Genomic DNA, 19051 nt, shown 5'->3' with positions numbered 1-19051 from the left:
CCCACAACTTTCACTGCAAGCCGCTGAAGCCGTTTCAGCGAAGCCTTCGATTATGCACCGGTTTTTTAACACCAGTCAAACTTTTTGAAGACTTTCTTTGCTGACTCGCAAGCAGGGCTCCGGGGAGAACTGCTTGCTTTGAACACCCGAAGGCGTTGTCAGCGCAGCCTTCGATTATGCATCGTTTTCGTCCGCATCGTCAACTTCCGAGGACTTTTTTCGCCCAGCCTCCAAAGAAGCCACTGGAAGTCATCGAGGGCCTCCTCCTCTTCACTCTTCAGGTGAACGAGCCCACCTCTTTCCATACAGACAAGAAAAAAGCCGCTCAAGAGCGGCTTTCACATTCGGCGGGCTACTGCTTAGTTGCTTAGTAATAGCGCGAGCTGTTCATGCGGCGCATCGCTTCATACAGCGTGGGCATGCGCACTTGCTGCGAGCGGGCGCTCGTGCGGGCCAGTGCGTCGATCTTGGCAGCTTCGGCGGCAGGCACTGTGCCTTCCGATTGCTGACGCCACATCGCAGCCTGCAGCTCTTGCATGATGCGCGGATCGTTCTGGGCGGTTTCCAAGAAGCGGGCGTCGGCACGGGCAGAAGCGCGGCGCTCGGCGGCAGCGCGCCAGGCACCGGCGATGCTGCTTTGGCGCACCGAGCCTGCGAACAGCGCGAACAAGGCGATGGCGGTGATGCAGAACACGGTCCAGGCAGCAAGCAAGCCGCCTTCGTTCCAATTGGAAACGAGGGAGTCGGTCACCACCAGTACCGCCGCCGCGATGGCGACGATCAGCAGCGCGACGAGCGGGCGGGCGCCGTTGGCGCCGGCGCGGGCGGCCTGGATCTGGCCGAACAGGACTTCGGCGCGACGCACGCCGGGGTGGACAGTAGGTTGGTCAACGTGAACGAAGCTGGTCATGATGCATCCCTCCTGGGACAGTGGTAATCAGTGGTGGCGAACAAGGCCGATGCAGTGATATTAGGGCTTACCCTAGTGCGTATCAACTTTATCTTTCTGATGTTTATCATTCACGAGATTGATGGACGTCAACTTTCGCACGCTCGACCTCAACCTGCTTCGCGTCTTCGACGAAGTGATGGCGGAGCGCAACCTCACGCGCGCCGCCCGCAACCTCTCGATCACGCAACCGGCGGTGAGCAACGCGCTGAGGCGCCTGCGCGAAGTGCTGGGAGACGAGCTGGTGCGCCGCTCCGGCGCCGGCGTCGAACCCACGCCGCGCGCGCTGGCCCTGTGGCCGACGGTGCGCGACGCTCTGCGCCAGCTGCAGCACACCCTGGCTCCCGGCGAGTTCGATGCGGGGGTTGCCGACACCACCTTCCTATTAGCGATGGCCGATGCCACCGCGGCCGAACTGATCCCCGGACTGGTACAGATCGCCGAAAAGGAGGCACCCGCCATCTCGCTGCGCGTGCTCCCGCTGACCACGCGCGACCCGCGCCGCATGCTGGAACAAGAAGAGGTCGATATGGCCGTCGGCTACTTTCCGGCGGTGATCGCGAGCCTGGCGGCGCGCGGGCAATCGGGCGTGGGGGTCGCGTTCGAAACCCAGCGGCTCTACCTGGGCCAGTATGTATGCGTGATGCGGCGCGGGCACCCCCTGGCCAACGCGCCCCTTACGCTCGACGACTATTGCGCGGCGCGGCACCTGCTGGTGAGTTTTTCGGGGCGGCCATACGGCTTCATCGACCAGACGCTGGGCGCCCTGGGCCGCGAGCGGCGCATCGTGGTGACGGTGAACCAGTTCTTCACGGCGGGACGGGTGGTTGCCAACTCAGACCTGCTGACAGTGCTGCCGCGTCACTTCGTGACCGTGACCGGCATCGACGACCAGTTGGTGCTACGCGACCTGCCCTTCGACCAGCCGCCGGTGCATGTGGATGCCATCTGGCACCGGCGCGCCCAGCACGGGCATGCGCACGAATGGCTGCGAACGGCGTTGTTGCGCTCGGCAGCCGCGGCTTTCGCCGGGTCGGTCCTCGGGCAGAAGGTGCCCGGCTGACCGGAGGGATCAGCGAACGACGCTGAGCCAGGCCGAGGCGGCGGCGCGCAGTTCCTGCGCGTGATGGGCTCCACGACCGGCGCGCATGTCGGCGCTTTCCATCAGCGCGGCGGCATGGCTGGCCGGGGCGTTGGCAGCGGAGGAACGAAAGAAACGGGCCACTTGGGCAATGAGGCTGAACATGACGGTGCGCGGCTCGTGGCGGCGCTGGAGTGGTTGATGGTTCAAGAATAAGGGTTATCCCTAGTAATTCAAGCCAAGCCTTATGCGTTTCATGCATGGGGCAATTCACCTAGACTGCCCCGACGATGAAGCTTCAACTGCTCTCCGACCTGCACCTGGAGTCCCATCCCCGCTTCCATGCCGAGCCCGTGCCGGGTGCCGACATGCTGATCCTTGCTGGCGACATCGGCTCCTACCAGCAGGGCTCCCGCCTGACCGATGGCGACTTCGGCCTGGGCCGCTTTTCGCCCCGCAACGGCTGGCCGGTGCCGGTGGTCTATGTGCCAGGCAACCACGAATACGACAACCTCGATTTCGACGAGACCCACGGCCGCCTGCGCGCACTCTGCGAGGAGCTCGACATCCTCTGGCTCGAGCGCGAAACCCGTGTCATCGACGGCATCCGCTTCGTCGGCACCACACTGTGGGCCGACTTCGACGCGCTGGCCGAACCCACCGACAGCCTGGCCGAGGCGCTCAAGAAACGCGGCAAGGCAATGCGCGCGGCCGATTTCTACCTTGAAAAAGCGGCCACCATGCGTAACGGCGAACTCTTCCTCGCCCCGCAGCTGCGCGACCAGGCGCTGGCCTGCCAGGCCTGGCTCACCGAGGCGCTGGCCGAGCCTTTCGACGGCACCACGGTGGCCATCACCCACTTCGCACCCAGTCTCGAGAGCGGCGACCCGCGCTACGGCCTGACGCCCGGCACGGCCGGTTTCTGCAATGCGCTCGACGAACTGCTGCCCCACGCCAAGCTGTGGCTGCACGGTCATCTGCATTGCCCTTCCGACTATGTAAAGAATGGTTGCCGTGTGGTAGCCAATCCGCTGGGCTACGCGCGAAATGGCGAGCAGGAGGGCTTCAAGCCCAACCTGCTGATCGAGGTGCGCTGAAAGAACGGCGTCACGCGCCGTAACACGGTAACGGCCGGCAACGTACGCGCCACTGCCGCTGTGTAGACTGATTCGAGCCCATCTCACCGATGGAGGAGAGCGCCATGACGCAACAGCAAGAACAACGACGCACTTTCCTGAAACAGACCGCGGGCGCCGCCGCTGCCACCGGCTTGCTGGGTGTCTGGCCACGGGCTTTCGCCCAGGGTCCGGGCGAAGGCGCGGGCAAGGCCATGGGCCAGCTGTCGATGGCCGAGATGTCGCGCCGCCTCGCCGCCGGCTCCCTCAGCAGCAGTCAACTGGTGGAGGAAGCGCTGGCCGCCATCCAGAACCCGGCCGGCGAAGGGGCTCGAACCTTCATACGCGTGCACGCCGACTCGGCCCGCGCCGCCGCGGCGCAGCTCGACACCGAACGCAAGAGCGGCCGCGCGGCCGCTTCGCCGATCGCCGGCATCCCGATCTCGCTCAAGGACTTGTTCGACGAAGCCGGCATCACCACGCTCGGCGGCTCGACAGTGCTGGCCGGCCAGCCGCCGGCGGCGCGCGATGCCCTCGTGGTCGAGCGGCTGCGGCGCGCCGGCGCGATCATCATCGGGCGCACCAATACAGTCGAGTTCGCCTACACCGGCCTCGGCATCAACCCGAACTACGGCACACCGAAGAACGTCTACGACCGCGCGACCGGCCGCATTCCGGGCGGCTCGACTTCGGGCGGCGCGATCTCGGTGGCCGACGGCATGGCAGCCGGCGCCATCGGCACCGACACGGGCGGCTCGCTGCGCATTCCAGCCGCCCTCAACGGGCTGGTGGGCTTCAAGCCGACGCAGCGGCGCATTCCGCTGGACGGCGTGATGCCGTTGTCGACCTCCTTCGACTCGGCCGGGCCGATGGCCTGGACGGTGGAAGACTGCGCCCTGCTCGACTCCGTGCTGGCCGCCGAACTGCCGCGCCCGCTGCGCGTGCTGCCGCTGCGCGGCCTGCGTTTCGCGGTGCCCAAGACTTTTTTCCAGGACGACCTGTCGCCGCCCGTGGCCGCGGCCTTCGCATCGGCGCTGGCCAAGCTCTCGGCCGCCGGCGCCACGGTCACCGAACTGCCCATGGCCGAGTTCGCGAAGGCGCCGACCATCAACCCGCGCGGCATGATCACCGCCGCCGAGGCCTTCGCCTGGCACCGCGACTTCATCAAGAGCGCCGCCGCCAAGTACGACCCGCGCGTGCTCGCCCGCATCAAGACCGGCGAAACCATCACCGCGCCCGACTACCTGCAGTTGCAGGCGCTGCGCCGCCAGTTCATCCGCTCGATCAACACGGCCGCCGCGGGCTACGACGCCATGCTGATGCCCACCACGCCCGACATCGCACCGCCGATCGCCGAGGTGCTGAAGGACGACGACACCTACTACCGCATCAATGCCCGCATGCTGCGCAACCCCTCCGTGGTGAACCTGTTCGACGGCTGCGCGCTCTCGGTGCCCTGCCACGACGTCGGCACGGCGCCGGTCGGGCTGATGGTGGCCGGCATCGGCAACACCGACCACCGGCTGCTCGCGGTCGGCGCGGCGGTGGAAGCCGTGGTGACGCCGCGGCGCGCGCTCAGCAGCTGATACGGCACCCGCCTGCACGGCGGATGCCGACGGATCGACGAAACAGCCCTTGCTCGTTCAAGCGCCGCCGCGGCCCTTGGACACCAGGCGAATGCCGGGCATCAGTTCGGCCGCCAGCTCCGGCCGCTCCAGCGCGTAGTCGAGGTTCATGCGCGCGATCTCGACGTGCTCTTCGCCCAGCGCCTGCGCCCGCGAGCCCTGGCCGCGCTCGATGGCCTGCACCATCGCGTGGTGCGTGCGGTGCGCCTGGCGCATCCACTGCTGGCCCTCTTCCATGGACGACTGCATCGGCAGCATCGCGCTCGGCGCGGCAAAAGGCTGGCCGCCCAGCATGTCCATCACGCGCTTGAGCGCGAGGTTGCCGCATCCGTCGACGATCAGCTTGTGGAAGCGGTCGTTCATCTCGACGTAGGCCGCGTAGTCGTCGATCTCCATGCTGGGCTTGTTCACCGCGCGGTCGCCGACTTCCAGGCAATCCTTCAGGTCGCGCAGCAGCTGGCGCGGCGCACCGTCCTCGGCCAGCAGGCGCGCCGCGAAGCCTTCGATCACGCCGCGCACGCGAATGGCGTCGGCCACTTCCTGCGAGGTGAAGCGCCGCATCTGGTAGCCGCCCGAAGGCGACTGCTCGATCAGCCCTTCGTGCTCCAGGCTGGCCAGCGCGAGGCGCACCGGGGTGCGCGAAGCTTCGAGTTTCTCGGCCAGCGGGATCTCGGCCAGCCGCTCTCCGGGCACGAATTCGCCCTTGAGAATCATGTCGCGCAGCTGCACGAGCACGCGGGATTGTTGGGAGTCCATCGGCGGATTCTAGGAGACGCGCCCGCTATTGCACGCAGCGTATTTACCTTGGCTCGGATGTTGCATGCATTCACAAGAAGCAAGTGTCAAAAACCAAAGATACGCTCAGCGTTTACCCTGATTTTTGCCATCTCAAGCCCCGAATAAGGACTGAATCGCGGATGAAAGTTTGACCTGGAGCGAGAATCACCAAGACAATGCATACAGTTGCATGCAATGCCTGCAGACCTCTTTCCACAGAACCCACGATGGAGCCCGCACGATGATCAGCGCCGAGCAGAACGATTTCATCACCCGCGTCGGACCCGGCGCGCCCGCCGGCCAGCTGCTGCGCCGCTACTGGCAGCCGGTGGCCCTGGCCGACGAGCTGGCGGGCCCGCGCCCGGTCAAGCCGGTGAAGCTCATGGGGCAGGACTTCGTCCTGTTCCGTGACGAGAGCGGCCAGCTCGGCATGCTCGACCGCGACTGCCCGCACCGCGGCGCCGACCTTGCCTTCGGCCGCCTCGAGAACGGCGGCCTGCGCTGCGCCTTCCACGGCTGGCTGTTCGACGCCAAGGGCAACTGCCTCGAGACCCCCGCCGAGCCCGCCACCAGCAAGCTGTGCAGCCGCATCAAGCAGTCGGCCTACCCGGTGGTCGAGAAGGCCGGCGTGGTCTTCGCATACATCGGCCAGGGCGAGCCCCCGGCCCTCCCCGACTTCGACTGCTTCGTCGCGCCCGACAGCCACACCTTCGCTTTCAAGGGCCTGTTCGAGTGCAACTGGCTGCAGGCGCTCGAAGTGGGCATCGACCCCGCGCACGCCTCGTACCTGCACCGCTTCTTCGAGGACGAGGACACGTCGGAAAGCTACGGCAAGCAGTTCCGCGGCGCCTCGGCCGACTCCGACATGCCCATCACCAAGGTGCTGCGCGAGTACGACCGGCCCGACATCAGCGTCGAGCCCACCGACTACGGTTTGCGCCTCAAGGCGCTGCGCAAGCTGACCGAAGACACCACCCACGTGCGCGTGACCAACGTGGTGTTCCCGCAGGCCTTCGTGATCCCGATGAGCGCCGAGATGACCATCTCGCAATGGCACGTGCCCGTGGACGACACGCACTGCTACTGGTACGCCATCTTCACGAGCTTCACCGGCCCGGTCGACAAGCAGCAGATGCGCGACCAGCGCCTGAAGCTCTACGAGCTGCCCGACTACACCTCGCGCAAGAACAAGCGCAACAACTACGGCTTCAGCATCGAAGAGCAGCTGACCGAAACCTACACCGGCATGGGCGACGACATCAACGTGCACGACCAGTGGGCGGTGGAGTCGCAGGGCGCCATCCAGGACCGCACGCGCGAGCACCTGGGCAGCACCGACAAGGGCATCATTGCCTACCGCCGTGTGCTGGTGAAGGCCATCGAGGCCACGCTCGCCGGCGAGACCGCGCCGATGCTCATCGACGCCGCACAGGCCAGCGCGATGACCGGGCCGCCTTCCATCGACGGCATCGGCCGCAACGTCGGCGACGAAGCCGCCACCGAGGCCTACTGGCAGGAGGCCGACCGCGCGCGCCGCCTGAAGTCCGACTGGGCCTCTGCACGGCTCGCTGCCTGAGCACGCGCCATGACCAGCCACACATTCGTCGACCGCTTCGGTCTCTGGTCCGACGACCAGCACGCGCAGGCCAGGGAACTGGTGCGCCGCATCGACAGCGGCGAGGTGGACCTCGTCCGCTTCGCCTGGCCCGACCAGCACGGCATCCTGCGCGGCAAGACGCTGGTGGCCACCGAGGCCCGCTCGGCCCTGTGGGAAGGCGTGAACCTCACCTCCACGCTGCTGGCCAAGGACACCTCGCATAAGACCGTGTTCCCGGTGTTCACCCAGGGCGGCGGCTTCGCCATCGAAGGCCTGCAGGGCGGCGCCGACTTCACCATCGTGGCCGACCCCGCCACCTTCAAGATCCTGCCGTGGTCGCCGCGCACCGGCTGGGTGATGTGCGACGCCTACATGGCCGACGGCATGCCCTGCCCCTTCGCGACGCGGCAGATCCTGCAGCGCGCAGTGCGCCAGCTCGACACGCTGGGGCTCGATTTCATCGCCGGCCTCGAAGTCGAGTTCCACGTCTTCAAGCTGGACGACGCGCGCATGGGCCTGGCCGATTCGGGCCAGCCCGGCGAGCCGCCGCGCGTCTCGCTGCTGTCGCACGGCCACCAGTACCTGACCGAGCTGCGCTACGACCGCGTCGACACGCTGATGGAGCTGCTGCGCTCGAACCTCATCGCGCTCGGCCTGCCGCTGCGTTCGCTCGAGATCGAGTTCGGCCCGAGCCAGTTCGAGCTGACCTTCGGCCCCACCGCCGGCGTGATGCCCGCCGACACCATGGTGCTGCTGCGCAGCGCCATCAAGCAGATCTGCCAGCGCGCCGGCCTGCATGCCACCTTCATGTGCCGCCCGAAGATCCCGAACGTGATGTCCAGCGGCTGGCACCTGCACCAGTCGCTGCGCCGCAAGAGCGACGGCGTGAACGCGTTCATGCCGCAGGCCGAGGGCCAGACCCTGAGCGAGATCGGCATGCACTACCTCGGCGGCCTGAAGGCGCACGCCTGCGGCGCGGCCGCGCTGGCGAGCCCCACCATCAACGGCTACCGGCGCTACCGCCCCTTCTCGCTCGCGCCCGACCGCGCGATCTGGGCGCGCGACAACCGCGGTGCGATGCTGCGCGTACTCGGCGGCGTGGGGCAGAACGCCTCGCGCATCGAGAACCGCGTGGGCGAGCCGACGGCCAATCCGTACCTGTACCTCGCGTCGCAGCTGTTCTCGGGCCTGGACGGCATCCACCACAAGACCGACCCCGGCCCTTCGGCCGACGCGCCCTACGAAACACCGGCCGAACAACTGCCGCGCTCGTTGGGCGAGGCGCTGGCCTGCCTGCGCCGCGACGAGATGCTCAACGTGCAGATGGGCAAGACCTTCGTCGACTACCTCTGCCACATCAAGGAAGCGGAGATCGCCCGCTTCAACCTCGAGGTCTCGGAATGGGAGCACCGAGAGTATTTCGACATGTTCTGACCCCGAGACCCATGCCCACGATCCACTACATCCTCAAGGACGGCGCCACGCGCGCGGTCGACGCCAAGGTCGGCGCCAGCGTGATGGAGACCGCCATCCGCGGCAACGTGCGCGGCATCGACGCCGAGTGCGGCGGCTGCTGCTCCTGCGCCACCTGCCACGTCTACGTGGACGACGCCTTCATCGACCTGCTGCCGCCGCCCGACGACATGGAGAGCGCACTGCTCGACGCCGTCGCCTCGGAGCGCAAGCCTGGCTCGCGGCTGAGCTGCCAGCTCAACATCACCGCGACCTTCGATGGCCTCACGGTGCGCGTGCCCGATACCCAGATCTGAAGCGCGGCTCGGGCATCATCGCCCGCTTTGCACATCCGGTTACACGACAGCGACGCCCGAGCGGGCGCATCCATTCCACCTGAAAGGCGTTTTCCAATGACGATGACCAAGAGAACCATCCTCTCGACCCTGCTGCTGGCCGGCCTCGGCCTGCTCGGTGCCACAGCGCAGGCCGCCGACGAGCCGCTGCGCATCGGCCTCATTGCCACCTACTCCGGCCCCTACGCCGACTACGGCCGCCAGTTCGACGCCGGCATCGCGCTCTACCTGAAGGAGCATGGCGGCAAGGTGGGTGGCCGCACGGTCGAGATCGTCAAGAAGGACACCGCCGGCCCCGCGCCCGACGCCGCCAAGCGCATCGCGCAGGAGCTGATCGTGCGCGACAAGGTGAACGTGCTCACCGGCCTGGACTTCAGCCCCAACGCCTACGCCGTGGGCGCCATCGCCACGCAGGCGAAGATCCCGACCATCGTGATGAACGCGGCCTCCTCGGCCATCACCACCAGCTCGCCCTACGTGGCGCGCCTGTCGTTCACCGTGCAGCAGGTCACCGACCCGATGGCGCGCTACATGCTCAAGGAAGGCATCAAGGACGCCTACACCGTGGTCGCCGACTACGCCTCGGGCGTCGATGCGGAAACCGCCTTCAAGAAGACCTTCACCGCCGGCGGCGGCAAGGTCTCGGGCGAAGTGCGCACGCCGATGAACAACCCCGACTTCTCGGCCTACGTGCAGCGCATCAAGGATGCCAAGCCCCAGGCCGTGTTCTTCTTCTTCCCCTCGGGCGTGATGCCGCCGGCCTTCCTGAAGGTGTGGAAGGAGCGCGGCATGGAGCAGGCCGGCATCAAGCTCTACGCCACCGGCGAAGCCACCGACGACAGCTACCTCGACGCCACCGGCGACGTGGCGCTGGGCCTGGTCACCAGCCACCACTACTCGTTCGCGCACCCCTCGCCCAAGAATCAGAAGTTCGTGAAGGACTTCGCCGCCGACAACGGCACCAAGCTGCGCCCGAGCTACTTCGCCGTGACCGCCTACGACGCCATGGCCGCCATCGACCTGGCACTTGCCAAGACCAAGGGCGACACCGGCGGCGACAAGTTCATGGACGCGCTCAAGGGCCTGAGCTTCGAGAGCCCGCGCGGCCCGATCGAGATAGACACAGCCACGCGCGACATCGTGCAGACCGTCTACATCCGCAAGACCGAGCGCGTGAACGGCCAGCTGGTGAACGTCGAGTTCGACAAGTTCGAACGCGTGAAGGACCCGGCGAAGGAAGCCGCCGCCGCCAAGTAAGCAAGCCAGCAGGAAATTCATGGGCATCGTGATCTTCGATGGAGTGGCCTACGGCATGCTCCTTTTCCTCATCGGCGTGGGCCTGTCCATCACGATGGGGCTCATGAATTTCGTCAACCTCGCGCACGGCAGTTTCGCGATGGTGGGCGGCTACGCGGCCAGCGTGCTGATGAACCACTTCGGCCTGGGCTTCGGCCTCTCGCTGGCAGCGGCCTTCGTGTCGGCGGCGGTGGTGGGCGCGGTGCTGGAGTTCGTGTTCTACCGGCGGCTGTACCGCGCGCACCCGCTGGACCAGGTGCTGCTGTCGATCGGCGTGGTGTTCGTGTCGATCGCCGCGTTCACGTACTTCTTCGGCCCGACGATGCAGCCCTTCACGTTGCCGCCGGCACTCGACGGCCAGGTGTCGCTGCTGGGTCTGGAGGTGGGCCGTTACCGCCTGTTCCTGATCGTCTGCGGGGTGGCCGTGCTGCTTGCATTGCTGCTGGGCCTGGGCAAGACGCGTTATGGCGCGATGGTGCGTGCGGCGGTGGACAACCAACGCGTGGCGGGCGGCACCGGCATCCACGTGCAGCGCCTGTTCTTCCTGACCTTCTCCCTGGGCTGCGGCCTTGCCGGTCTTGGCGGTGCGTTGAGCCTGGGCATGCTGGGGCTGGAGCCGTCGTTCCCGCTCAAGTACCTCGTCTACTTCCTGATGGTGGTCTGCGTGGGCGGTGCGGGCACCGTCACGGGGCCGTTCATTGCGGCGCTGCTGGTCGGCATCGTCGACGTGGCGGGCAAGTACTACCTGCCGGAAGCAGGCGCATTTCTCATCTACGTCTTCATGATCGTCATGCTGCTTGTTCGACCCAACGGCATCGTTGCGAAGAAGGGGCTTGCATGACTTGCGCGGGTTCTTCTTCAGGGCGCGCTCCCGCCGACGGGGTACCTTGCTCCGCGAATGTCCCCCGCCCTTCGGGCTCCTCCTTTATTTCGCTGCGCAAGGCACCCCATCGGCGGGAGCGTTTTCCGGAGCGGTCGTTGATCGGCGAACAGGGCGTCGGGTGCTCCCCGCAGCGAAATAAAGGAGGAGCGAAGCGGGGGACATTCGCGGAGGGGAGTACCCGGCGGCCTGTGCACGCGCCCCGAACAACAGCGTTCGAAACAAGAACCAACGACAGAACGCGCATGAAACCGGTCACCCTGTCCCCCACGCAACAGCGCGCTGCTGAAATCGCTTTCTGGCTGGCACTCGCGTCAAGCTTCTTCCTGCTGCCCGACAAGCTCACGCTGATGAGCCAGGTCATGATCTTCGGCCTCTCCGCCGTGTCGCTCGACATGGCCTTGGGCTACGCGGGCATCCTCACCGTGGGCCACGCGGCCTTCTTCGGCGCGGGCGCCTATGCGGCCGGGCTGCTCGCCAAGTACGGCTGGAGCGAGCCCTTCAGCGGTCTCGTGTTCGCGCTGGCGGTGTGCGGCGCGCTGGGCTACGCACTGAGCTACCTGGTGGTGCGCGGCGCCGACCTCACGCGGCTGATGATCACCATCGGCGTGTGCGTGCTGCTCTACGAGCTGGCCAACCGCCTCTCGGGCATCACCGGCGGCACCGATGGGCTGCAAGGCGTGGTCATCGCGCCGGTGCTGGGGCTCTTCGAATTCGACCTCTACGGCAAGACCGCCTTCGGCTATGCCTTCAGCGTGGTGCTCGCGATGTTCCTGCTCGTGCGGCTGGTGCTGCGCTCACCCTTCGGCCTGGCGCTGCGCGGCATCCACGACAGCCGCAAGCGCATGCTCGCCATCGGCTCGCCGGTGGAGGCGCGGCTGCGCATGGCCTATGCCTTCTCGGCCGCTGTGGCTGGCGTGGCGGGAGCGCTGCTGGCGCAGACCACGCAGTTCGTCGGCATCGAGTCGATCGGCTTCAATCGCTCGGCCGAAGTGCTCATCATCCTCGTGCTCGGCGGCACCGGCCGGCTGTACGGCGGCATGATCGGCGCCATCGTCTACATGCTCGTGCACGACTGGTTCGCCGACATGAACCCCCAGTACTGGATGTTCTGGCTCGGCATCTTCCTGATCGCGGCCGTCATGCTGGGCCGCGGCGGCATCATGGGCGCGCTGTCGCGCTTCGTTCGCACGGGGAAGGCGCAATGAGCTCGACCACCACGCACACCTTGCGCACCCAGGGCCTGGGCATCCGCTTCGGCGCCTTCCAGGCCGTGAGCGACGTGAGCCTGTCGCTCGAACCCGGCGCGCGGCAAGCGCTGATCGGCCCCAACGGCGCCGGCAAGACCACGCTCATCAATCTGCTCACCGGCGTGTTCAAGCCCACCAGCGGCTCGATCCACATGGGCGAACGCGACATCACGCGCCTGTCGTGCGACAAGCGCGCGCGCATGGGCCTGGCGCGCACGTTCCAGATCAACACGCTGTTCCCCAGCCTCACGCCGCTGCTGTCGGTGGTGCTGGCGATCAGCGAGCGCGAAGGGCTGGGCGCCACCTGGTGGCGGCCGCTCAAGGGCTGTACCGCGGTGTTCGACGAAGCGCATGCGCTGCTCGGCACGCTCAGGCTCGACAGCCTGGCCGACGTGCCCGTGGCCGAGCTGGCCTACGGCAAGCAGCGCCTGCTCGAGATCGCGCTGGCGCTCGCGGCCAAGCCTCGCATCCTGCTGCTCGACGAGCCGGCCGCCGGCGTGCCGCAGGACGAGAGCGGCGAGCTGTTCGAGGCCATCGCGGCGCTGCCGCAGGACATCAGCGTGCTGTTCATCGAGCACGACATGAAGCTCGTCTTCCGCTTCTCGCGCCGCATCTCGGTGCTGGTCGGCGGACGCATCCTCACTGAAGGCACGCCGTCGGACATCGGCGCCGACCCGCGCGTGCGCGAGGTCTACCTGGGAACATCGCATCACCATGCCTGAAGCACTCGCCTTCGACCGCGTCACCGCCGGCTACGGCAACGCCGTCGTGCTCGACCGGCTCGACTTTTCGCTGCAGCAGGGCGAGAGCCTCGCCATCCTCGGGCGCAACGGCGTGGGCAAGACCACGCTGCTGGAAACGCTGATGGGCAACACCCGCGTGATGCAGGGCGCGATCCGTTGGCAGGGCGCCGACATCTCGCGCTGGCCGTCGCACCAGCGCGTGCGCGCGGGGCTGGGCTGGGTGCCGCAGGAGCGCGAGGTGTTCCCGTCGCTCACGGTGGAAGAAAACCTCACGGTGATCTCGCGGCTCGGCGGCTGGAACCTCCAGCGCGTCTACGACTTCTTCCCGCGCCTGCGCGAGCGGCGCGGCAACTACGGCAACCAGCTCTCGGGCGGAGAACAGCAGATGCTGGCCATCGGCCGCGCGCTGATGACCAACCCCAAGCTGTTGCTGCTCGACGAGCCGATGGAGGGCCTCGCGCCGATCATCGTGGAAGAGCTGGCTGCTGCCATTCGCCGTTTGTGCGAGTCGGAAGGACTGGCGTCGATCGTGGTGGAGCAGCACCCTGTGCTGGCGCTGGAGATGACCCACAAGGCCATCGTGCTGGAGCGCGGGACCGTCGTGCACGCGGGCCCCAGCAGCGAACTGGCTTCGGATCAGGAACTGCTGGAAGGCTTGCTGGGCGTCGGCGTCTGATCGAGTGCTCAGCTGAGCATCTGCCCACGGCTGCCGATGACAGCCACGTCCACGAACTGGCCGCCTTCGCGGTTCGTGCGGCCGTAGTTGATCTTCACCCCACCCAGGTCGAAGTTCTCGATGCTCGCCAGCCCCGACATCACCGACGCACGCGTCAGCGAGCCGCCGGCGCGGCGCATGCCTTCCGCCAGCACGGCCGCGTTCATGTAGCCCTCGAGGCTCGTGAGCGAGAACTCCTTGACGCCGCTGGCCACCATGTCGGCCTGGTAGCGGCGCACGATCTCGTACTTGGTCGAGTACGGCGACGGCACCACGATCACGAAGCCCAGGCCGCGCGCCAGGTCGCCCATGGCAGCGAGCGCGCTGGCCGTGATCGACAGGCCGTAGGCCGAGCTGCTGTTGCCCGCTTCGCGCAATGCCTTCAGGAACACCGGTGCCGTGCCGGCCAGGCCGACCACGATGACTTGCGGCTTGGCCTTGGCGATGGCTTCGGCGGCGGGGCCGACTTCCATGCTGGTGGTGTTGGGGGTGGTCGCGATCACCGCCGGCTCCAGCTTGGCCTTGACCAGCGCATTCTTGAACGCCCCCAGCACCGACTGGCCGAGCGGGTCGTCCGAATGCACGAGGCCGATACGGCTCTGGCCCAGCACGATGGCCGTGCTCACGAGCTTGTCGACTTCCTGGTCGTAGTTGGCGCGCACCCAGAAGGTGTTCGGCGAGACCTTCTTGCGCAGCGAGATGGTGCCGGTGATCGGGCCGACCACGGCGATGCCGGGGACCGCATCCATCACCGCGGCCGTCTGGCGCGTGCCCAGCGGATGCACCAGCGCGAGCACCGAGCTGTCCTTCTCGAAGGCCAGCGCGTTGGCCTTGGCCACCTCGGGCTTGAACGTGTCGTCTGCAATCACGAGCTCGACCTTCGTGCCGTTGATGCCGCCCGCCTTGTTCAGCGCGTTGAAGAACGCGCTCGACCCCTGGTAGAGCCCCTGCCCGTTGGCCTTCTCGACGCTGCTGTTGTCGAAGGTGGCGCCTACGCGCACCGCCCGCGTCTGCGCGAGCGCCGGAAATCCCAAGCCTGCTGCAGCGGTTGCGGCCAGCCCGGTCAGCGCACGGCGACGGCTGGTGGAAAGCGGCGCAATCGATTCGCGCGGCACAGGAACGGTCATGGGGAATCTCCAGGAGCCCTTCAATGGGCAGTGACAAAAATTTACATTTCTACTGGAAATGTAACGCACTCCCTTCTCCTGGAAAGGACGCTCGGACCCAGCCAGTCGGCTGGCTACAACAGTTCCTCGCCCACGATGGGCAGCAGCAGCCAGTTCTTGAAGCGCAGCCAGAGGAATTCGCCGGGCTCGTCCTCGTGGACGATGTCGCCGCCGGCGTCGTCGTACTCGAGCCACTGCACGCGCCGGCCGTCGGGCCCGAGTCGCAGCCTGTAGCCCAGGTTGAGGCGCTCGCCGCCGAGGAGCTTGTCGTAGTCCTTCACCAGTTCCGGGCTGTCGATCACGAGGCCCATTTCGGTGTTGACGGCGGCCGAGCGGTGGTCGAGGTTCATCGAGCCGACGAAAAAGCGGTCGTCGTCGACGATTGCGAGCTTGGCGTGCAGCCGGCTGATCGACTTGCCGAAATCCCCGAACCGGCCCGAGCGCCCCGTGAGCGTGGGCGCGATCTCGTAGATGGTGACGCCGATCTTCAGCATGTCGGCGCGGTAGCGCTCGTAGCCCGCGTAGGCGAGCGGCTCGTCGGTCGCGCCGAGCGAATTGGTGACCACGGTGATGCGTCCGCCCTGCTCGATGGCCTTCTTCATCATCGCCATGCCGCGCGCGCCGGGAATGAAGTACGGCGAGCCGATCTTCACCTCGCGCTTCGCCGAATTGATGACGCCAAGCGCGCCCTCGGTCACGCTGCCCTCGAAGGCCGCCTCGGGCTTGCGCGTGATCTTCTCGGGGTCGTCCACGAACAGCTTGAACGGCGCCCAGTGGCGATTGATGTCGCCGGTGATCAGCTCCTGGCCCACCGGCGGCTTGTCGAGGACGTCGCGCGGGCGTATCGCCACGTCGGGCACCGCCGTGCGCGCGATGGCGTCGAAGCGCTTCTGCGCCTCTTCCACCGGCATGCGCAGCGGCGCGATCTGCTCGATGGGACGCACGTGTTCGCTGTTCCAGTAGCGGTCGAAGCCCTCGGACATCTGGCGCACCACGGGGCCGCTGGACAGCACGTCCATGTCGATGAAGTTCGCCGCCGTGCTGCGCATGAAGTATTCGTTGGCGATATTTCTGCCGCCCGACACCGCGAAGCTGTTGTCGGCCACCAGCAGCTTGTTGTGCATGCGGTGGTTGATGCGGCCGAAGTCGGTCAGCGAGAACAGCAGCCGCGCCGACAGCGAATTGGCGCGCGAGGGCAGCGGGTTGAACAGCCGCACCTCGATGTTCGGGAAGGCCGACAGCGTGCTGAAGACCTCGTCCTCGCCGGCCGTGTAGAGGTCGTCCACCAGCAGGCGCACGCGCACGCCGCGCGCGGCGGCTTCGCGCAGCTCCTTGAGCAGCAGCAGGCCGACGTCGTCCTTCTGGATCAGGTAGTACTGCACGTCGAGCGATTTCTCGGCATGCCGCGCGAGCGAGATGCGGGCATCGAAGGCGAACGCCGCCTCTGGCAGCAGGCGGAAGCCCGAGAGCGCGGCGGAACCGCCCGGCATTCCCTTGGCCGCCAGCTGCCCGAGTTCGGTCTGCGCCACGTCGGTGATCGCCGCGACGTTCGCGCGCGGCGCGGGCGGCGGCAGGCTGACGCAGCCGGCCAGCCATGCGGCCGCAACAAACCCCAGGAAAGCGGCGAAACGACGAACGATGAAAGCGCGCATGGCCCGAACTGTAGCTCGCGGCGGGCCACAGCGGCGACCTATGATCGACCCGCAAAAAAAGGAAAGAAAAGCGTGCTCAACGGCTTGTGGCTGGGTTTCTTCGGGATGGCGGCGCTGGCGGCGCTGGGACGGTGGCTCGTGGGGGGCGACCCGACCGTGTTCGCGGCCCTGGTCGAAAGCCTGTTCGCGATGGCGCGGCTGGCGGTCGAGGTGATGGTGCTGCTGTTCGGCACGCTCACGCTGTGGCTGGGCTTCCTGCGCATCGCCGAGGCGGCGGGGCTGGTCGGCTGGCTGGCGCGGCTGCTGGGCCCGCTGTTCCGGCGCCTCATGCCGGGCGTGCCGGCGGGGCACCCCGCCCTCGGGCTCATCACGATGAACTTCGCGGCTAATGCGCTGGGGCTGGACAACGCTGCCACGCCCATCGGCCTGAAGGCGATGCGCGAGCTGCAGCGGCTGAACCCCGACCCGGTGACGGCCACCAACGCGCAGATTCTGTTTCTGGTGCTCAACGCTTCGTCGCTGACGCTGCTGCCGGTCACCATCTTCATGTACCGCGCGCAACAGGGCGCGGGCGACCCGACGCTGGTGTTCCTGCCGATCCTGCTGGCCACCAGCGCCTCAACGCTGGTCGGGCTGCTGTCGGTGGCGGTGGCGCAGCGCCTGCGGCTGTGGGACCCGGTGGTGCTGGCCTACCTCGTGCCCGGCGCGCTGCTGCTGGGCGGCTTCATGGCGCTGCTGGGCACGCTGTCGGCGGCGGCCATCGCGTCGCTGTCGTCGCTGCTGGGCAACCTCACGCTGTTCGGCGTGGTCATGGTGTTCCTGCTGGCCGGGGCGATCCGCCGCGTGAAGGTGTACGAGTGCTTCATCGAAGGCGCGAAGGAAGGCTTCGACATCGCGAAGAACCTGCTGCCGTACCTCGTCGCGATGCTGTGCGCGGTCGGCGTGCTGCGGGCCTCGGGCGCGCTGGACTTCGTGCTCGGCGGCCTGCGCTGGCTGGTGCACGCAGGCGGCTTCGACGCCCGCTTCGTCGACGCCATGCCCACCGCACTGGTCAAGCCCTTTTCGGGCAGCGCGGCGCGCGCGATGCTGATCGAGACCATGAAGAGCCAGGGCGTCGACAGCTTCCCTGCGCTGGTGGCCGCCACCATCCAGGGCAGCACCGAGACCACCTTCTACGTGCTGGCCGTGTACTTCGGTGCGGTCGGCATCCAGCGCGCGCGGCATGCGGTGGCGTGTGCGTTGCTGGCCGAAGTGGCGGGGGTCGTGGCCGCTGTCGCTGTTTGCTACTGGTTCTTCGGGTAAGAGCCCGGCCAGGCAGCCGAACAGGCGCTGAGCCAAAATGGTCCTCCGCCCCCCAAGCCTTGCCGCCTTTTTCAGTGACCACTTCCCGCCGGGCCCAGCCGCCCTCCTTTTCGCCCGACGAGTTTCGTGAAGCGCTCGGCATGTTCGCCACCGGCGTCACCATCGTCACCGCACGCGCGGCCGACGGCACGCTGGTCGGCCTCACGGCCAACTCCTTCAACTCGGTGTCGCTCGCACCGCCGCTGGTGCTGTGGAGCTTGGCGCGCGCGGCCGGCTCGATGCCCGCGCTGAGCGCCGGCTCGCACTACGCGGTGAACATCCTGGCGGCCAATCAGAAGGCGCTGGCCGAACGCTTCGCGGCCAAGAACATCGACCGCTGGGCCGACGTGGCCTTCACCGAGGGCCTCGGCGGCGCGCCGGTGCTGGTGGGCGCGGCCGCCAGCTTCGAGTGCTTCAACCGCAGCCGCTACGACGAAGGCGACCACGTGATCTTCGTGGGCGAGGTGGAGCGCTGCACGCACGATGCGGGCGCCTCGCCGCTGCTGTTCCACGGCGGGCGCTTCTACACCGAGCATCCCTTGTGATGAAACACCCTGCGCTGCTGTCCGTCCTGTTGCTCGCTGCGCAGACCGGCATGGCGCAGGAAACGGCGGGGCCGCTCAAGCAGAACTGGTTCGACGACCCGTTCTTCCAGGTCTCGGCGGGACTGCCGGCCTGCGCAATGCCCGAAGGCCCGCTCTACACGGCCGAGGAACGCCGCCTGCAGACCCATTCGCGGCTGGAGCGCGGCACCAGCTGCTGGCTGGCCGGCAAATGCACCGACAGCAACGCCTACCGCTACGACAAGCCGCTCGCGCCCAAGGTGCGCGCCGCATTGCTGGCGGTGCCGGGCGTGAACAAGGGCAGCGTGTGGGTGATGATCCAGCGCCGCTGGGTGTACCTGCAGGGCTGCGTGCCCAATGCCGCGCTGGCGAAGAAGCTCGAACGCGCCGCGCGCGCCCTGCCCGACGTCGAGACCGTGGTGCCCGACCTGATGGTCGGCACGCGCGGCAAGCCGCCCTACCCGCCGGCCGCGAACTAAAGGCGCCTTGCGCG

At 67.3% G+C, this 19051-nt stretch carries 19 protein-coding genes; 14 read left to right on the top strand and 5 right to left on the bottom strand.

What is annotated here, in order from left to right; translation table 11 throughout:
• Window positions 1-367 precede the first annotated feature (367 nt).
• Entirely contained in the window at window positions 368-910 is a 543-nt protein-coding gene (locus tag ASD05_RS29230) for a hypothetical protein (protein WP_056600345.1), read from the bottom strand.
• A gap of 121 nt (window positions 911-1031) precedes the next feature.
• Here ASD05_RS29230 and ASD05_RS29225 point away from each other — a divergent pair, with 121 nt between their 5' ends.
• Entirely contained in the window at window positions 1032-2012 is a 981-nt protein-coding gene (locus tag ASD05_RS29225; protein WP_056600342.1) for a LysR family transcriptional regulator, read from the top strand.
• 9 nt (window positions 2013-2021) lie between these two features.
• On the opposite strand, the gene ASD05_RS29220 is transcribed toward ASD05_RS29225, so the two are convergent.
• Entirely contained in the window at window positions 2022-2240 is a 219-nt protein-coding gene (locus ASD05_RS29220) for a hypothetical protein (RefSeq protein WP_056600339.1), read from the bottom strand.
• Between the two features lie 80 nt (window positions 2241-2320).
• Here ASD05_RS29220 and ASD05_RS29215 point away from each other — a divergent pair, with 80 nt between their 5' ends.
• Both ASD05_RS29215 and ASD05_RS29210 read left to right on the top strand, forming a co-directional pair.
• Window positions 2321-3127, top strand: coding sequence for a metallophosphoesterase (locus tag ASD05_RS29215; RefSeq protein WP_056600336.1), 807 nt, complete (start codon window positions 2321-2323; stop codon window positions 3125-3127).
• 104 nt (window positions 3128-3231) lie between these two features.
• A complete protein-coding gene (locus ASD05_RS29210) occupies window positions 3232-4731 on the top strand; it encodes an amidase (protein ID WP_082572488.1) in 1500 nt (499 codons plus the stop codon).
• A gap of 57 nt (window positions 4732-4788) precedes the next feature.
• On the opposite strand, the gene ASD05_RS29205 is transcribed toward ASD05_RS29210, so the two are convergent.
• Window positions 4789-5526, bottom strand: a complete 738-nt coding sequence (locus ASD05_RS29205) for a GntR family transcriptional regulator (protein WP_056600333.1) — start codon at window positions 5524-5526, stop codon at window positions 4789-4791.
• 262 nt (window positions 5527-5788) lie between these two features.
• On the opposite strand from ASD05_RS29205, the gene ASD05_RS29200 reads away from it, so the two are divergent.
• From ASD05_RS29200 to ASD05_RS29165, 8 genes are all read left to right on the top strand, one after another.
• Entirely contained in the window at window positions 5789-7123 is a 1335-nt protein-coding gene (locus ASD05_RS29200; RefSeq protein WP_056600330.1) for an aromatic ring-hydroxylating dioxygenase subunit alpha, read from the top strand.
• A gap of 9 nt (window positions 7124-7132) precedes the next feature.
• Complete coding sequence (locus ASD05_RS29195) at window positions 7133-8578, top strand: glutamine synthetase family protein (protein WP_056600327.1); 1446 nt, start codon at window positions 7133-7135, stop codon at window positions 8576-8578.
• 11 nt (window positions 8579-8589) lie between these two features.
• Window positions 8590-8913, top strand: coding sequence for a 2Fe-2S iron-sulfur cluster-binding protein (locus ASD05_RS29190; RefSeq protein WP_056600325.1), 324 nt, complete (start codon window positions 8590-8592; stop codon window positions 8911-8913).
• Window positions 8914-9009: 96 nt separating this feature from the next.
• On the top strand, window positions 9010-10209 hold the full coding sequence (locus ASD05_RS29185) for an ABC transporter substrate-binding protein (RefSeq protein WP_082572486.1): 1200 nt from the start codon (window positions 9010-9012) through the stop codon (window positions 10207-10209).
• A 19-nt stretch (window positions 10210-10228) separates the two neighbouring features.
• Window positions 10229-11089: a branched-chain amino acid ABC transporter permease gene (locus ASD05_RS29180; protein WP_056600322.1), complete on the top strand. Its 861-nt coding sequence runs from the start codon at window positions 10229-10231 to the stop codon at window positions 11087-11089.
• Window positions 11090-11373: 284 nt separating this feature from the next.
• On the top strand, window positions 11374-12336 hold the full coding sequence (locus ASD05_RS29175) for a branched-chain amino acid ABC transporter permease (protein ID WP_056600319.1): 963 nt from the start codon (window positions 11374-11376) through the stop codon (window positions 12334-12336).
• Entirely contained in the window at window positions 12333-13100 is a 768-nt protein-coding gene (locus ASD05_RS29170) for an ABC transporter ATP-binding protein (RefSeq protein ID WP_056600316.1), read from the top strand. The genes ASD05_RS29175 and ASD05_RS29170 overlap by 4 nt, the downstream gene beginning before the upstream one ends.
• Window positions 13093-13797 (top strand): ABC transporter ATP-binding protein, encoded by a 705-nt coding sequence (locus ASD05_RS29165; protein ID WP_056600313.1) that lies wholly within the window; start codon window positions 13093-13095, stop codon window positions 13795-13797. The genes ASD05_RS29170 and ASD05_RS29165 overlap by 8 nt, the downstream gene beginning before the upstream one ends.
• Window positions 13798-13805: 8 nt before the next feature.
• Here the strand turns inward: ASD05_RS29165 and ASD05_RS29160 are convergent, their stop codons facing one another.
• Both ASD05_RS29160 and ASD05_RS29155 read right to left on the bottom strand, forming a co-directional pair.
• A complete protein-coding gene (locus tag ASD05_RS29160; RefSeq protein ID WP_056600310.1) occupies window positions 13806-14963 on the bottom strand; it encodes an ABC transporter substrate-binding protein in 1158 nt (385 codons plus the stop codon).
• A 113-nt stretch (window positions 14964-15076) separates the two neighbouring features.
• Window positions 15077-16654, bottom strand: coding sequence for a phospholipase D family protein (locus ASD05_RS29155; RefSeq protein WP_056600307.1), 1578 nt, complete (start codon window positions 16652-16654; stop codon window positions 15077-15079).
• Window positions 16655-16726: 72 nt separating this feature from the next.
• Between ASD05_RS29155 and ASD05_RS29150 the strand changes: the two genes are divergently transcribed.
• The 3 genes from ASD05_RS29150 to ASD05_RS29140 all read left to right on the top strand — a co-directional run bounded on the left by ASD05_RS29150 (window position 16727) and on the right by ASD05_RS29140 (window position 19037).
• Window positions 16727-17956 (top strand): nucleoside recognition domain-containing protein, encoded by a 1230-nt coding sequence (locus tag ASD05_RS29150; RefSeq protein WP_056600303.1) that lies wholly within the window; start codon window positions 16727-16729, stop codon window positions 17954-17956.
• A 74-nt stretch (window positions 17957-18030) separates the two neighbouring features.
• Window positions 18031-18540: a flavin reductase family protein gene (locus tag ASD05_RS29145; protein WP_056517895.1), complete on the top strand. Its 510-nt coding sequence runs from the start codon at window positions 18031-18033 to the stop codon at window positions 18538-18540.
• Entirely contained in the window at window positions 18540-19037 is a 498-nt protein-coding gene (locus ASD05_RS29140; RefSeq protein ID WP_056600300.1) for a BON domain-containing protein, read from the top strand. Before ASD05_RS29145 ends, ASD05_RS29140 begins: the two co-directional genes overlap by 1 nt.
• Window positions 19038-19051 lie beyond the last annotated feature (14 nt).

The sequence above is a fragment of the Variovorax sp. Root434 genome (assembly GCF_001426595.1).
Classification (GTDB): Bacteria; Pseudomonadota; Gammaproteobacteria; order Burkholderiales; family Burkholderiaceae_C; genus Variovorax.
The sequence above is the reverse complement of the archived record's forward strand: the minus strand, read 5'-3'. Positions and strand labels throughout refer to the sequence as shown.